General features: G+C 58.4%; 16 protein-coding genes and 1 pseudogene. 8 read left to right on the forward strand and 9 right to left on the reverse strand.

Features of this window, described 5'->3' with window-relative positions:
* Positions 1 to 498: pseudogene (locus tag ACIPLA_RS21640) on the forward strand (DNA recombination/repair protein RecA); the annotation flags it as partial.
* Between the two features lie 8 nt (positions 499 to 506).
* A complete protein-coding gene (recX, locus tag ACIPLA_RS21645) occupies positions 507 to 974 on the forward strand; it encodes a recombination regulator RecX (RefSeq protein WP_401175806.1) in 468 nt (155 codons plus the stop codon).
* Positions 975 to 1,016: 42 nt separating this feature from the next.
* Here recX and ACIPLA_RS21650 read toward each other — a convergent pair whose 3' ends face one another.
* A complete protein-coding gene (locus ACIPLA_RS21650; protein ID WP_218398401.1) occupies positions 1,017 to 2,135 on the reverse strand; it encodes a TIGR00730 family Rossman fold protein in 1,119 nt (372 codons plus the stop codon).
* Positions 2,136 to 2,622: 487 nt separating this feature from the next.
* Here ACIPLA_RS21650 and ACIPLA_RS21655 point away from each other — a divergent pair, with 487 nt between their 5' ends.
* The gene (locus ACIPLA_RS21655) at positions 2,623 to 2,817 is read left to right on the forward strand and encodes a hypothetical protein (RefSeq protein ID WP_007907277.1); all 195 of its coding nucleotides are present in this window, start codon (positions 2,623 to 2,625) and stop codon (positions 2,815 to 2,817) included.
* On the opposite strand, the gene ACIPLA_RS21660 is transcribed toward ACIPLA_RS21655, so the two are convergent.
* Complete coding sequence (locus tag ACIPLA_RS21660) at positions 2,818 to 3,243, reverse strand: PA3611 family quorum-sensing-regulated virulence factor (protein WP_218398399.1); 426 nt, start codon at positions 3,241 to 3,243, stop codon at positions 2,818 to 2,820.
* Positions 3,244 to 3,432: 189 nt separating this feature from the next.
* Here ACIPLA_RS21660 and ACIPLA_RS21665 point away from each other — a divergent pair, with 189 nt between their 5' ends.
* The 3 genes from ACIPLA_RS21665 to ACIPLA_RS21675 all read left to right on the forward strand — a co-directional run bounded on the left by ACIPLA_RS21665 (position 3,433) and on the right by ACIPLA_RS21675 (position 5,504).
* On the forward strand, positions 3,433 to 4,176 hold the full coding sequence (locus tag ACIPLA_RS21665; RefSeq protein WP_008072711.1) for a tRNA-uridine aminocarboxypropyltransferase: 744 nt from the start codon (positions 3,433 to 3,435) through the stop codon (positions 4,174 to 4,176).
* A gap of 239 nt (positions 4,177 to 4,415) precedes the next feature.
* Positions 4,416 to 5,066, forward strand: coding sequence for a response regulator transcription factor ErdR (gene erdR, locus ACIPLA_RS21670; RefSeq protein WP_007907284.1), 651 nt, complete (start codon positions 4,416 to 4,418; stop codon positions 5,064 to 5,066).
* A gap of 75 nt (positions 5,067 to 5,141) precedes the next feature.
* Positions 5,142 to 5,504: a diacylglycerol kinase gene (locus tag ACIPLA_RS21675; protein ID WP_401175812.1), complete on the forward strand. Its 363-nt coding sequence runs from the start codon at positions 5,142 to 5,144 to the stop codon at positions 5,502 to 5,504.
* Here ACIPLA_RS21675 and ACIPLA_RS21680 read toward each other — a convergent pair.
* Positions 5,501 to 6,427 carry a LysR family transcriptional regulator gene (locus tag ACIPLA_RS21680; RefSeq protein ID WP_007907288.1) on the reverse strand — a complete coding sequence of 309 codons (927 nt, stop codon included), beginning with the start codon at positions 6,425 to 6,427 and terminating at the stop codon, positions 5,501 to 5,503. The two genes, ACIPLA_RS21675 and ACIPLA_RS21680, sit on opposite strands and share 4 nt — an antisense overlap.
* A 121-nt stretch (positions 6,428 to 6,548) precedes the next feature.
* Between ACIPLA_RS21680 and fpr the strand changes: the two genes are divergently transcribed.
* Positions 6,549 to 7,328: a ferredoxin-NADP reductase gene (fpr, locus tag ACIPLA_RS21685; protein WP_003443014.1), complete on the forward strand. Its 780-nt coding sequence runs from the start codon at positions 6,549 to 6,551 to the stop codon at positions 7,326 to 7,328.
* Positions 7,329 to 7,504: 176 nt separating this feature from the next.
* Here the strand turns inward: fpr and tsaA are convergent, their stop codons facing one another.
* The 6 genes from tsaA to rimO form a co-directional block, all read right to left on the reverse strand.
* A complete protein-coding gene (gene tsaA / locus ACIPLA_RS21690) occupies positions 7,505 to 8,206 on the reverse strand; it encodes a tRNA (N6-threonylcarbamoyladenosine(37)-N6)-methyltransferase TrmO (RefSeq protein ID WP_218398397.1) in 702 nt (233 codons plus the stop codon).
* A 184-nt stretch (positions 8,207 to 8,390) separates the two neighbouring features.
* Entirely contained in the window at positions 8,391 to 9,161 is a 771-nt protein-coding gene (locus ACIPLA_RS21695; protein ID WP_218398395.1) for an SDR family oxidoreductase, read from the reverse strand.
* 179 nt (positions 9,162 to 9,340) lie between these two features.
* The gene (locus tag ACIPLA_RS21700) at positions 9,341 to 9,811 is read right to left on the reverse strand and encodes a DUF1456 family protein (protein WP_008010137.1); all 471 of its coding nucleotides are present in this window, start codon (positions 9,809 to 9,811) and stop codon (positions 9,341 to 9,343) included.
* Between the two features lie 75 nt (positions 9,812 to 9,886).
* Entirely contained in the window at positions 9,887 to 10,597 is a 711-nt protein-coding gene (locus ACIPLA_RS21705; protein ID WP_008072721.1) for an rRNA pseudouridine synthase, read from the reverse strand.
* 192 nt (positions 10,598 to 10,789) lie between these two features.
* Positions 10,790 to 11,263 carry a GNAT family N-acetyltransferase gene (locus tag ACIPLA_RS21710; protein WP_192344253.1) on the reverse strand — a complete coding sequence of 158 codons (474 nt, stop codon included), beginning with the start codon at positions 11,261 to 11,263 and terminating at the stop codon, positions 10,790 to 10,792.
* 111 nt (positions 11,264 to 11,374) lie between these two features.
* Entirely contained in the window at positions 11,375 to 12,712 is a 1,338-nt protein-coding gene (gene rimO, locus ACIPLA_RS21715) for a 30S ribosomal protein S12 methylthiotransferase RimO (RefSeq protein ID WP_123499342.1), read from the reverse strand.
* Positions 12,713 to 13,002: 290 nt separating this feature from the next.
* On the opposite strand from rimO, the gene ACIPLA_RS21720 reads away from it, so the two are divergent.
* Positions 13,003 to 14,904, forward strand: coding sequence for a potassium transporter Kup (locus ACIPLA_RS21720; RefSeq protein WP_401175819.1), 1,902 nt, complete (start codon positions 13,003 to 13,005; stop codon positions 14,902 to 14,904).
* The last annotated feature ends 20 nt before the right edge of the window (positions 14,905 to 14,924 follow it).

The following is a 14,924-nucleotide window of genomic DNA, read 5'->3' on the forward strand; positions in this document are numbered from 1 at the left end:
TGCCTGGTGATCTTCATCAACCAGATCCGCATGAAAATCGGCGTGATGTTCGGCAGCCCGGAAACCACCACCGGTGGTAACGCGCTGAAGTTCTACGCTTCGGTTCGTCTGGACATCCGCCGTACTGGCGCGGTGAAAGAAGGTGATGAAGTCGTCGGTAGCGAAACCCGCGTCAAGGTTGTGAAGAACAAGGTGGCTTCGCCGTTCCGTCAGGCCGAGTTCCAGATTCTTTACGGCAAGGGCATCTACCTCAACGGTGAGATGATCGACCTGGGTGTTCTGCACGGTTTCGTCGAGAAATCCGGTGCATGGTATGCCTACGAAGGCACCAAGATCGGTCAGGGCAAGGCCAACTCGGCCAAGTTCCTGGCAGACAATCCAGAAATCGCCGCCAAGCTCGAGAAGCAACTGCGTGACAAGTTGCTGACCCCAGCGCCGGACGTCAAAGCATCGCCGGTCAAAGAGACGGCTGATGACCTGGCTGACGCTGATATCTGATTGATCCGATGACCGCCGTACTCGATACACTCGTCGCGGTGCGGCGAACCGCAATGGACCTGCTCGCGCGACGCGAGCATGGTCGAGTCGAGCTGACGCGTAAACTGCGTCAGCGCGGCGCCCTCCCTGAAATGATCGACACAGCACTCGACCGCTTGACGGAAGAGGGCCTGTTGTCCGAGTCCCGTTACCTCGAGAGCTTCGTTTCCTACCGCGCCCGTTCCGGTTATGGCCCTTTGCGAATTCGCGAAGAGTTGAGCCAGCGCGGTCTGCAACGTACCGATATCGAACTCGCCTTGCGCGAGAGCTGTATCAACTGGCAGGAACAACTGGAAGACACCTGGCGGCGAAAATTCTCCGGGCACTTACCGATAGACGCCCGGGAACGTGCCAAACAGGGCAGGTTCCTGAGTTATCGGGGATATTCCATGGAAATGATCAGCCGCTTGTTCAGTGGCCGAGGGATGGACGATTGAATGAACGGCTCGCTATTTCGATAGCGGGCCGTTTTTTTTGCCTCACGTTACCTTGGACGGTTCCCGTGTGCGTTGTTGCGCCTGGGGTTTGGACTGGGCCCAGTTTTCCGGCAGGTTGATGTAATCCACTAGCTCCCGCAGACGGCCATGATCGCGGGCGTTGAAGGTGAAGGAAAGTCGCGCCAGATGGCTGAACTGTGCTTCGTCGTGCTCCTCACCGCTGTAGGCGTGCTGATGGAAATGGTCGCTCAGGCACAGGTCGGCGAATGCCTCCTGTATATGTTCGAGCGCCCGGTCGCTGAGTTTGTGGTTCATGCGAATCACGAACTGATGCTTGAGCCAGCGGCTGGAGTGGAAGTTGCTGTAGAACTGATTGATCTGCTCCACTGCCTCTTCGGCGCTGTAGACCAGACTCAACAGCTTCATGTCGGTTGGCAGGATGTAGCGATTTTCCTCCAGTTGATGGTGAATGAAGTCCAGCGCGCCTTGCCAGAACTTGCCGCCCGGCGCATCCAGTAGCACCACGGGCACCAATGGGCTTTTGCCCGTCTGAATCAGGGTCAGCACTTCCAGCGCTTCATCCAGCGTACCGAAACCGCCTGGGCACAGGACCAGCGCATCGGCTTCCTTGACGAAGAACAGCTTTCGGGTAAAGAAAAAGTGGAAGGGCAGTAGATTCCCGGTGCCATTGACCGTGGGATTGGCATGTTGCTCGAAGGGCAGAGTGATATTGAATCCCAAGCTGTGTTCCAGACCTGCACCTTCGTGGGCCGCCGCCATGATGCCGCCGCCGGCACCGGTGATGACCATCATGTCCGAGCGCGCCAGTGCGGCGCCAAGCTCTCGGGCCAAACCATACAACGGGTGTTCTATCGGCGTGCGGGCCGAGCCGAAAACAGTGACTTTGCGTCGTCCTTTGAACTGCTCCATCACACGGAAGGCGTGTTCGAGTTCGCGCAAGGCTTGCAGGGTGATCTTGGCATTCCAGCGGTTGTGATCTTCCTGGGCCATGCGCAGCACAGTCAGGATCATGTCGCGGTAAATCGGGATGTTGGGGCTGTTGGGGGAAACCAGGTTGAGTTGTTCTTCGACCTTGCTGGTGAGGTCGTGGCCGCTTTCTTGAAAATGACGGCTCAGGAGGTCATTCGGTTGGTAAGGCATTCAACTTCTCCTTATGCAGAGAACCCTTGGCCCGACAAAACAATCGTCGGCGCCACGACACCCCTTGTGTCGCTGTCTGCCCAAGCCCTTGCCTGGGCGCTCCACCTGACTCGGTTGCAATCGAGCCATCCATACGGGCTCTGCTTATCCCTTGAATGAAAGAAACGTTCGCACATAAGACACGCAATGGGCAGCCCCTTTTCTGCCCTGAAAAAAACCACATGAACACTTTGAATTTAGACCCTCGCGACGATTTTTGCTGCTTGATCATTGCGCCGCAAAGTCTTTCCTGGCAATCGCTTATTGACGATTTGCAAGGTGCTTTCACCGCTCGTCTGAACGCAAGCCGTTTGTCCTGCGCTCTGATTTACTAAGTTACAGGCGTGACACGACAACTTTGCGTCAATGGCAGGACGCAACGTTCAAGCAATTCAGGGATTTTTCGCGTGATCAACGACGATCAATGCGTGCACGGAGGCGGGAAACCATGCCCAGAGTCACTCTGGAAATCGATGCGCAACTGTATCGATTGCTGAAATTATCAGCCGAGACCAATCATTTGAGTCTCGAAGAGGAGTGCTGCCGGCGTCTGGAGGGCGGGGAGCGACGTTCGCGCTACTTGCAGGCGTTGTTGGCAGAATTGCGCGCCGAGGATGAACAGCGGCGCGCCAATTCCCGTTGATTACTTTTTCTTGGCCGGTGTGGCTTTCGGGCAATCCGATTCCTGGAAGCTTGCGGAGCCGACCGGGCGATTGGTTTTCACTTCGGTGAAGTCATAACGCATGACCGCCCCCTTGGCCATCAGCTTGCGGAACCCGTCGTTTCTGCAGACGGAGGCGCCAAGCTGGAAGTACACGGCTTTCGGATCGGCGCGCATCTTGTCGGCGTGGCTGCTCTGAACGCTCAGATGATTGATCAGCTGATTGCCTTCGACGGTATAACCCTGATCCAGAAGGTCTTCGTTGATCGCCCGTGGAGTGCCGACACTGCTTTGTACGGCGACGTTTCGCAGCTCTCTGTTCAGATTCTGCTCACTCAAGGAAGCAGCCTGAGCATTGAAGGACGACGCCAGCAGAATGGCAGCGGTGGGAACGATAAGGCGCAGCATGAAACTCTCCTGGTTCAGTGACTGGTGGTTCGACCCGTCACGTGACTATGCGTTCAGTGGCGGCGAATTATAGGGGAGGCGGCCTGGACGGTACAGGCTTGCGCCGGCTGCTCTGATAAACTGCTGGCCTTTATTGCCTTGCCGAGTGCCGTTTGTGTCGAGTTTTCCTGTCTGCCGGTGTTGCCAACGATGAACCACGCCCCCAACGCCGTAGCCCGCTTGCGCGATCAGCGAGAGGAAGAGGGTATCAAGCCGATTCAGGCCCGTGGTTGGCGAGCAACCCGTTGCCGTGCCTGCCGTGTGATCGAGAGTCACTGCCTGTGTGCCTGGCGCCCGCAGGTCGACACCCGTAGCGGCGTGTGCCTGATCATGACCAATAAAGAAGTATTCAAACCGAGCAATACCGGTTGGCTGATTGCCGATGTGGTGCGCGACAACCACGCATTCATCTGGTCGCGCACGGAAATCGATGAACAACTGCTGGCGCTGTTGGCCGACCCGCAATGGCAACCCTATCTGGTGTTTCCTGGCGAATACGTCGAGCCCGAGCGAGTTACCCATAGCGTCGAGGTCGATAGCACCAAGCGCCCATTGTTCATTCTGCTGGACGCCACCTGGACCGAAGCCCGGAAGATTTTCCGCAAAAGCCCCTATTTTGATGCGTTCCCGATTCTGAGCCTGCTTCCTGAGAAACTTTCACGATACCGATTGCGCAGGTCCACTCGCAGCGAGCACCTGTGCACGGCGGAAGTGGCGGCGCTGTGCCTCGATCTTGCCGGTGATACAGACGCTGCTTCGGCGCTGGACGCTTATTTTGATGTGTTCAGCCAGCATTATCTGGACGCTAAACATCAGCTGGATATGAATGTTGCAACACCGGCCCATGCCGAGCTGATGCCCTTTGTACAGCACGCGGCGCCCGTGATCTGCTGAGCATCGCCCATACTGCAAGGAACCAGGCTCGCTGGCAGGGCCACGCAACTTGACCACCCCGGTTTCGCTGGGCATGCTTGGCGCCGATTAGGGCGCGGCCAAGGTTTGAAACGCTGCTTTTTTTACGTAATTGGCGTTGAACGTGCCCTGTTGGTGCTGCTGCGTGGCTGCACCTCGAGTTGTTTTGGCGAGGCCTGAATGCATCAGGCGTCCCATAAAAAAACAGGATCATTTGAAAAATGGCCACATACGAAATCCTGATTGCCGATGACCACCCTCTTTTTCGTAGCGCCCTGCATCAAGCGTTGACCCTGGGCCTGGGCCCGGATGTCCGTCTGGTGGAAGTGGCGAGCATTGCCGAGCTGGAAACCCGTCTGGACGAAAAGGCCGACTGGGATCTGGTATTGCTGGACCTGAACATGCCGGGGGCTTACGGTTTTTCCGGGTTGGTGCTGTTGCGTGGGCAGTACCCGCAGATTCCGGTGGTGATGGTGTCGGCTCAGGAAGAAGCATCGATCATGGTGAAATCCCGTGAATTCGGCGCCAGCGGTTTCATTCCCAAGTCCAGTGATTTGAGCGTCATTCAGAAAGCCGTACGCGCGGTGCTGGATGGCGACGTTTTCTGGCCGCCCCAGGCCTTCGAAGCGGTCAGCGTTTCCGCCGAAGCCAAGGCTGCCAGCGAAGGCCTCGCCAGCCTGACACCCCAGCAGTTCCGTGTATTGACCATGGTCTGTGAAGGTTTGCTGAACAAGCAGATTGCTTACGAGTTGAGTGTTTCCGAGGCGACGATCAAGGCCCACGTCACGGCCATTTTCCGTAAGCTGAATGTGCGGACCCGGACTCAGGCGGCGCTGCTCTTGCAACAACTTGAGTCAATTTCGAGCAACTAAGGCGCTACGTGTTCACGCTTTTTTGACTTTGCTTCATCTAGCTTTCCCACTCCTTTTTGGTCAGTTGCCTACTTTATGTCACCTTTCAAAGGCCAGACCGGCCTCAAACGCATCCTCAACGCCTCTGGTTACTCCCTGGACGGCCTGCGCGCGGCCTTCACCGGTGAAGCAGCCTTCCGGCAACTGGTGTTGCTTAATGCCATCCTGATTCCGTTGTCATTCATCCTCAACGTCAGCCGTGTCGAGCAGGCGCTGCTGATTGCGGTCTGCCTGTTGGCCTTGATCGTCGAGCTGCTCAATTCGGCGGTGGAAGCGGCCATCGACCGCATTTCCCTTGAGTTGCACCCACTGTCCAAGAACGCCAAGGACATGGGCAGCGCTGCTCAATTCGTGGCGTTGAGCATGGTCGCGCTGGTGTGGGCGGTGATTCTGCTTTAAGCGATGGTGGGCAGGACGATCTCGTCGCTGCGCTGAACCCCGGCGGTGAACGCGCGGCACAGTTCGAGGAATTCGCGCATCGCCGATGTCTGATATTTCTGTTTGTGCCAGATGAAATAGAACTGCCGCGCCAGGTCCAGATCCGGTGTTTCCACGGGCACCAGGCTGCCGCGGCGGAACGCATCGCGCAGCGCCAGGCGCGAAATGCAGCCAATCCCCAAACCTGATTCCACCGCGCGCTTGATCGCTTCGGTGTGTTCCAGCTCCAGGCGAATGTTCAGCGCGCTGCGATGGTGTCGCATGGCCTGGTCGAACGTCAGCCGTGTGCCCGAGCCTTGTTCGCGGAGAATCCACGCCTCATGACTCAGCTCCTCCATGGTCGCGATGCCACGTTTGGCCAGCGGATGCTGGGGTGCACAGAACACCACCAGCTCATCTTCGACCCAACTCTGCACTTCGATGTCCGGATGGCTGCAGTCGCCTTCGATTAGACCCAGATCAATTTCATAATGCGCGACCTGTTGCACGATGTTGGCAGTGTTCTGCACATGCAGCTTCACCTGGCTTTCCGGATGACGCTGCATGAAGCTGCCGATCAGTAGAGTGGCGAGGTAATTGCCGATGGTCAGGGTCGCGCCGACCGCCAAAGAGCCGAAACCGGACTTGCCGTTGAGCAAGTCTTCGATCTCCTTGGCCTGGTCGAGCAAGGCCACCGCCTGCGGCAACAGTTGTTTGCCGAGGGCGTTGAGGCTCAGCCGTTTGCCGGCGCGATCGAACAGTTGGCAGCTGCACTGACGCTCCAGCTCGGTGATTGAAGTGCTCGCCGCCGATTGTGAGAGGTTGAGCGTCAATGCAGCACGGGATACGCTTTCCTGCTGGGCGACGGCGACGAATACTTGAAGTTGACGGAGAGTAAATCGCATATCGATATAACCGATAACCCTTATCTTAATAATCCAGTTAACAGATATTGTCGCTGCCATTAGAATGCGCTGCAATTGCGCACATCATCGGCGCAGGCAAATCTCCAGGAGTCCCACGTACATGAGCAACATGAACCACGAGCGTGTCCTCAGTGTTCACCACTGGAACGACACTCTGTTCAGCTTCAAGTGCACCCGCGATCCGGGCCTGCGCTTCGAGAACGGTCAGTTCGTGATGATCGGCCTGCAACAGCCCAACGGCCGCCCGCTTATGCGCGCTTACTCGATTGCCAGCCCGAACTGGGAAGAGCATCTCGAGTTCTTCAGCATCAAAGTGCCTGATGGCCCGCTGACTTCCCAGTTGCAGCATCTGAAGGAAGGCGACGAGATCATCATCAGCAAAAAGCCTACCGGCACCCTGGTGCTGGATGACTTGAAGCCGGGCAAACATTTGTACCTGCTCAGCACCGGTACCGGTCTGGCGCCGTTCATGAGCGTGATCCAGGACCCGGAAACCTACGAGCGTTTCGAAAAAGTGATCCTGTGCCACGGCGTGCGTTACGTCAATGAAGTCGCTTACCGCGAGTTCATCACCGAGCACCTGCCGCAGAACGAGTTCTTCGGCGAAGCCCTGCGTGACAAGTTGATCTACTACCCGACCGTGACCCGCGAGCCGTTCGAGAATGAAGGCCGCCTGACCGACCTGATGCGCAGCGGCAAGCTGTTCAGCGACATCGGTCTGCCACCGATCAACCCGCAGGACGACCGCGCCATGCTGTGCGGTAGCCCGAGCATGCTCGACGAGACCAGCGAAGTGTTGAACAGCTTCGGCCTGAAAGTTTCGCCGCGGATGCGCGAGCCAGGTGATTACCTGATCGAGCGTGCGTTCGTCGAGAAGTAACTTTCGCTGAAAAATGTGGGAGCGGGCTTGCTCGCGAAGACGGTTTAACATTCAACGATGATGTTGACTGAGAGTCCGCTTTCGCGAGCAAGCCCGTTCCCACATTGGTTTGGTGTTGACCATAAAAAGCCCGCGTTGCCTTAAGGCTGCGCGGGCTTTTTTATGCCGGAAATTTCCTACGCGTTGGATACGGGAATGACTTCGAGGACGCGGATCAGGTCGGGCGTGGGGTAATGCCAGCGCACATCCACATCCCAGAACTGCGCGCCGTATTCCCTTTCTGGCGTAGGAATCTGGTACGCCGGGCGTGGGTCTTGTGCCAGGCATTGTTCGATCAGCTCAACCAAGGGCTCATCAAGCCGTTGAGCGTGGCTGTGAGCCTGTTGCAGTGCTGAGTCTGTCCACTGCACGGGAATCAGCGATGGCGGGGCGCTGGCGATGCTGTTGGACGCCGTATCGATGATGTCTGCATAAGGCACATAGGGTTTGATGTCGAGCACCGGCGTACCGTCGAGCAAGTCGATGCCGGAGATCCACAGCCGATTGGCTTCGACTTTGTCCAGTTTGACCACCGATTGACCGATGCCATTGGGTCGATGCGTTGCCCGAGTGGCAAATACGCCCATGGATTTGTTGCCGCCCAGGCGGGGAGGGCGGACTTTCAGGCGTGGCTTTTCTTCCAGGGCCTGATGGAACAGGAACAGCAGCCAGACATGACTGACCTGTTCCAGCCCCTGCACCGCATCACCCTGATCGAACGGCGCGACCAGTTCCAGCACGCCTCGAGCGGCCGGGGCCAGCTGCGGCTGGCGCGGAATGGCGAACTTCTCCTTGAAGCAGGAGCGCACGAAGCCGATGGGGGAAACGCTGTAGGTCATGGTTTGGGGTCGAGGCGGGGTGTGGGCGGGCATGATACCCGATTGACCCTTGGGTCGGCGGTGACTGACAGATCGCCTTCGCGAGCAAGCCCGCTCCCACACTGGATTGATGCTGGCCACAAATGGTGCGGCCACAGGAGATCCAATGTGGGAACGGGCTTGCTCGCGAAGGCCGCACCACGGATTAAAGGCTGAACCCACCATCCAAAGGAATAATATTCCCAGTCATATACGCGCCTGCCGTACTCGCCAAACTGATCGCCAAGGCAGCCATCTCTTCCTCCCGGCCCCAGCGCTTCATCGGAATCAGCGCCGTATCCTCCGCCAACGCCTGCTCATCATTGCCAATGTGCTGCGTCATCTTGCTCGGGAACCGTCCCGGTGCAATCACATTGACGTTGATGTGTTGGCTCACCAGCTCCCGCGCCAGAATCCGCGACAGTTGATGCAGGGCAGCCTTGCTCGGGCCGTAGGCATACGCCTGTTCGCCGAAGGACGAAATCCCGGCGACCGAACCAATGTTGATGATCCGTGCCGGATTCGCCGCCGAACCGGCCTTGCGCAGCAGCGGCAGAAATTGCTGGATGCAGTTGAATACCGAGGTCACGTTGAGCTGCATGACCTTTTCCCAGCCCTTGACCGGGTAACTCTCCAGCGGCGCGCCCCAGGTGGTGCCGGCGTTGTTCACCAGAATATCCAGCTGACCGATCTGCTCACTCAGGTGCGCAGCCAATTGCTGGACGCCTTCTTCGTGGGCCAGGTTGGCAGCTACCGCGTGACAAACCCCGAAGGCACTCAGTTCGTTGGCAGTTTGCTGACAGGCGTCGGCATCGCGGGCACACACGTACACAGTGGCGCCAGCCTCGACATAAGCCTTGGCGATCATTTTGCCGATACCGCGGGTGCCGCCGGTCACCAGAGCGGTGCGGCCTGCGAGAGAAAAATACGGGTGCATAGGGCGAGTCCTGAAGGCAAAGGGTCAGTACACCCTAGTCGTCAGCCGCTGGAAGCGGAGCCACTATTTTTGCGAGGAATGGGGGTCTATACAGCCCTGTAGGAGCACGGCTTGTTGGCGATGGCGTTTTGAAGATCGCCTTCGCCAGCAAGCTGTGCTCCTACAGGTTCGTGGGCGATTTACTGCGGGCGAACGCGCAGGGTCAGGCCCTTGAGGAAGTTACGCAGCAACTGGTCGCCGCAGGTGCGGTAGTTGGTGTGGCCGAACTTGCGGAACAACGCGCTCAGCTCAGGCTTGGACACCGGGAACTCGGCCGCCTTGAGGATCGCGTGCATGTCGTCTTCCTTCAGTTCGAAGGCTACGCGCAGTTTCTTCAGGATGATGTTGTTGGTCACCGGCACTTCGATCGGCTGCGGCGGACGGCTTTCGTCCTTGCCGCGCTTGAAAATCACCAGGCCATCGAGGAAATGCGCCATGACCTCGTCCGGGCAGCGTACGAAGCCTTCCTCGTCTTCCTCTTTCTTGTCGAGGTACGTCAGCAGGTCTTCCATGGACACGTCCATGCCGCCGAGCTTGATGATCTCGATGACTTTCTTGTCGCTGATGTCGAGCATGTAGCGCACGCTGCGCAGTACGTCGTTATGAATCATGGTGTGCAATCCTGATATTCAGCAGTGGGCGTCGCATAAGCCGCGGCGCCGAAATGTAGGGCGGCGTGAAAAGTCTTAGAACTTCTCTTTGCCGGACAGGTAGCGCCATTGCCCCAACGGCACTTTGCCGATGGACACGCCGCCGATGCGGATGCGGCGGATGGCGACGACCTTCAGGCCGACGGCCTGGCAGAACAGGGCGATCACGCCCGGTTGTGGGTTCTTCATCGCAAAGCGCAGACGGTTTTCGTTCTGCCAGCTGGCTTTGACCGGCGGCAGTTCCTTGCCCTTGTAGGTCAGGCCGTGATTCAGGCGGTTGAGGCCGTGAGCCACCATGTCGCCTTCAACTTCCACCACGTATTCCTGCTCGATTTTGGCGGAGTCGGCAGTGAGTTTGCGCAGGATCTTCCAGTCCTGTGTGAACACCAGCAGACCGCTGGCATTGGCCTGCAGATCGGTGCTGGCGGTCAGGCGCAGGAAGTGGCCCTTGAGCGGGCGTTTGCCGTAGCGGTGTTCTTCGCTCAGGGTTTCGGCGCTGATGGTCGCCATGGCCGTTTCCGCGTCCATGCCCGCAGGGACGTTGAACAGGATGGTCACGGGCTCCGGCGCAGTGGCCTTGGCTTCGGGATCGAGCTCGACTTTTTGGGTGTCGACCTTGAACTGCGGCTCGTCGATGACCTCGCCGTCCACGGTGACCCAGCCGCCCTCGATGAACAGCTCAGCCTCCCGACGGGAACAGCCGACGAGTTCGATGAGGCGTTTGGAGAGACGAATCGGGTCAGTCATGACAGGGCCGTAACAAAAAAGGGGTGGGCATTGTACCTGCTGGACGCCGGTTAATCCCGGCTCCATTTGCGCCGTGCGGCTTTTTTGTGGGAGCGGGCTTGCTCGCGAAGGCGGTAGATCAGTCAAATTATCTGTTGAATGACACACCGTATTCGCGAGCAAGCCCGCTCCCACATTTTGTTCTGTGTTGTGTCAGCCGTGCTGCGAGTGTTGCTGGTTTTGGCGTAAGCGCATGTGCAGCAACGGATACGGCTGACCCATACCGTCGTGCTCGGAGCGACCGATCACCTCAAAACCCTGCTTGAAGTAGAATCCCAAGGCCTGCGGATTCTGCTCATTGACGTCCAGCTCATCGGCGTTCAGGTGTTCCAGGGCATAGCGCAGCAATTGCTTGCCCAGGCCTTTGCCACGATGCGCCGGGTCGATGAAGAGCATTTCGATCTTGCCCGCCGCCACACCGGCGAACCCGGTGATGCGCTGGCGTGAGTCTTTAGTACAGATCAGCATCACCGCGTCGAGGTAGCGGGTCAGCACCAGATTCTTCAGCAGGTCGATGTAGCTGTCGGGCAGAAAGTCATGGGTGGCGCGCACCGAGGCTTCCCACACTTGGGTGAGTTCTTCGTAGTCGCTCTGTTTCGGTGTGTGAATGACCGAGTGTTGGCGCATGCCCGCTGGCCTCTGTTGCGTGGATGACGCGAGTTCTTCTCTCACAAAACGATAGACGTAAAAAAGCCCCGCATCTCGTCAAGAGAGCGGGGCTTTTTGTATTTTTTGCGTTTAGATCTGTTCAGCCCACAGGTCGTATTCGTCGGCGTCGGTCACTTTGCACCAAACTTTGTCGCCTGGCTTCAAGTTGCTGCCGTTGTCGATGAACACGTTGCCGTCGATTTCCGGGGCATCGAAGAAGCAACGGCCGACCGCACCTTGCTCGTCGACTTCATCGACCAGCACTTCGATTTCACGGCCGATGCGCATTTGCAGGCGCGCCGAGCTGATGGCCTGCTGGTGCGCCATAAAGCGGTCCCAACGGTCTTGCTTGACGTCGTCCGGCACAATGGCCGCGTCCAGCAGATTGGCCGGTGCACCTTCGACCGGCGAGTACTGGAAGCAACCAACGCGGTCCAGCTGGGCTTCGGTCAGCCAGTTCAGCAGGTACTGGAAGTCTTCTTCGGTTTCGCCAGGGAAGCCGACGATGAAGGTCGAACGGATGATCAGGTCCGGGCAGATTTCGCGCCAGTTCTTGATCCGCGCCAAGGTCTTGTCTTCGAAGGCCGGGCGTTTCATGGCTTTGAGGACTTTCGGGCTGGCGTGCTGGAACGGGATGTCCAGGTACGGCAGGATTTTCCCGGCGGCCATCAGCGGGATCAGCTCGTCGACGTGTGGGTACGGGTACACGTAGTGCAGGCGCACCCAGACACCGAGGGTGCTGAGGGCTTCGCAGAGTTCGGTCATGCGGGTTTTCACCGGCGCGCCGTTCCAGAAGCCGGTGCGGTATTTAACGTCGACGCCGTAGGCGCTGGTGTCTTGCGAGATCACCAACAGCTCTTTGACGCCGGCCTTGACCAGGCGCTGAGCCTCGTCGAGCACGTCACCGACCGGGCGGCTGACCAGTTTGCCGCGCATCGACGGGATGATGCAGAAGCTGCAGCTGTGGTTGCAGCCTTCGGAAATCTTCAGATAGGCGTAGTGGCGCGGAGTCAGCTTGATGCCTTGCGGCGGTACCAGGTCGATCAGCGGGTTGTGATCCTGACGCGGCGGCACGGCGTCGTGCACGGCGTTGACCACTTGCTCGTACTGCTGCGGACCGGTCACGGCCAGCACGCTAGGGTGCACGTTGCGAATGTTGCCTTCTTCGACGCCCATGCAGCCGGTCACGATGACCTTGCCGTTTTCCTTGATGGCTTCGCCGATCACTTCCAGGGACTCCGCCTTGGCCGAATCGATGAAGCCGCAAGTGTTGACCACCACGACATCGGCGTCCTGATAGGTGGACACAACGTCATAGCCTTCCATGCGCAGCTGGGTAAGGATGCGCTCGGAGTCGACCAGTGCTTTCGGGCAACCCAGGGATACGAAGCCAACCTTTGGATTGGCCGGCGCAGGAGTGGTGGACATGTCTAACCTCGGTATTTGGGACGCCTCCAGCCGAAGTCGGCAAGGCGACAGACGGACGCTATGTTGCGTCTCTGGTCAAAAAGTGCGCAATTCTAGCGATGAGAGGCGCACTTGACCAGCTTTATGCAGGGAAATGCGACGAGTGCTGCGCTATGCTTCGCGCCTTTACGCTTTACCGATTTTCTACAGTCAATAAAACGTCTGTAACAACACGTAAAACAGCGCATGCTGCGCCACAAAGCAGAGTGCTTCTTATAAGAAGTCCGAGTCTGAGCAGTAGGAGTTTTTGGATGGGGCAGGCAAGTAGTCAGGTGGCGGTCAGCGAGCATTCGGCGGCGAAGCCGATCGGCATGCTGGTCGCAGCAGTCGGGGTGGTTTATGGCGATATCGGCACGAGCCCGCTGTACACCCTCAAAGAAGTGTTTTCCGGTGGCTATGGCGTGCCGGTCAACCATGACGGCGTGCTGGGCATTCTGGCGCTGATCTTCTGGTCGCTGATCTGGGTCGTCTCCATCAAATACATGATGTTTGTGCTGCGTGCCGACAACCAGGGCGAAGGCGGGATCATGGCCTTGACCGCGCTGGCGCGACGAGCGGCGGGGGGACATGCAAAATTGCGCACGCTGCTGGTAGTCTGCGGGCTGATCGGTGCGGCGCTGTTCTATGGCGATAGCATGATCACGCCGGCGATTTCCGTTCTCTCGGCAATTGAAGGCCTTGGGCTGGCATTCGAGGGCATCGACCATTGGGTGGTGCCGCTGTCGTTGATCGTGCTGGTGGCATTGTTCCTGATTCAGCGTCACGGTACGGCGCGGATCGGCATTCTGTTCGGTCCAATCATGGTCACGTGGTTTCTGGTGCTGGGCGCGCTGGGCGTGTATGGCATCAGTCAGCATCCGGAAGTGTTGCAGGCGATGAATCCGGTGTGGGGCGTGCGCTTCTTCATGGTCCACCCGGGCATGGGGATCGCGATTCTTGGCGCTGTGGTGCTGGCATTGACCGGTGCCGAGGCGTTATACGCCGACATGGGCCACTTCGGCCGCAAGCCGATCGCCCGGGCCTGGTTCATTCTGGTGCTGCCGGCCCTGGTGCTGAACTACTTCGGTCAGGGTGCGTTGCTGCTCGGTGATCCGGAAGCCGCCCGTAACCCGTTCTACTTGTTGGCACCGAGCTGGGCGCTGATTCCGTTGGTGGGGTTGTCGACCCTGGCCACGGTAATTGCCTCTCAGGCGGTGATTTCTGGTGCGTTCTCCCTGACTCGTCAGGCGATCCAGCTCGGCTACATTCCGCGCATGCACATCCAGCACACGTCCAGTGCCGAGCAAGGCCAGATCTATATCGGCGCGGTGAATTGGGCATTGATGGTTGGCGTAATTCTATTGGTGCTGGGCTTCGAGTCCTCCGGCGCGTTGGCTTCGGCCTACGGCGTGGCGGTGACGGGCACGATGCTGATGACCACCGTCCTGGTGTCGGCGGTGATGCTGCTGCTGTGGAAGTGGCCACCGATCCTCGCTGTTCCGGTGTTGCTGGGTTTCCTGTTGGTAGACGGTCTGTACTTCGCCGCCAACGTGCCGAAAATCATTCAGGGCGGTGCGTTCCCGGTGATTGCCGGTATCGTGCTGTTCGTGTTGATGACCACTTGGAAACGCGGCAAGCAACTGCTGGTGGAGCGAATGGACGAGGGCGGGTTGCCGCTGCCGATCTTCATCAGCAGCATCCGCGTGCAACCGCCGCATCGGGTCCAGGGCACGGCGGTGTTCCTCTCCGCCCGTCCGGACGCCGTGCCTCACGCGCTGTTGCATAACCTGCTGCATAACCAGGTGCTGCACGAACAAGTAGTGTTGCTGACAGTGGTGTACGAAGACATCCCGCGCGTCCCGCCGCAACGGCGTTTCGCGGTCGATTCCTACGGCGAAGGGTTCTTCCGGGTGATCCTGCACTTCGGCTTCACCGACGAGCCGGACGTGCCTGAGGCCTTGAAACTGTGCCATCTGGATGACCTGAATTTCAGCCCGATGCGTACTACCTACTTCCTCAGCCGCGAGACGGTTATTGCCTCCAAACTCGAAGGCATGGCTCGCTGGCGCGAGACGTTGTTCGCCTTCATGTTGAAGAATGCCAATGGCAATTTGCGGTTCTTCAATTTGCCGTTGAATCGGGTGATTGAGTTGGGTACGCAAGTCGAGATGTAAGCCACATGAAAAAGCCCCCG

This window comes from Pseudomonas sp. NPDC086112 (assembly GCF_044746425.1).
In the GTDB taxonomy this organism is placed as follows: Bacteria; Pseudomonadota; Gammaproteobacteria; order Pseudomonadales; family Pseudomonadaceae; genus Aquipseudomonas.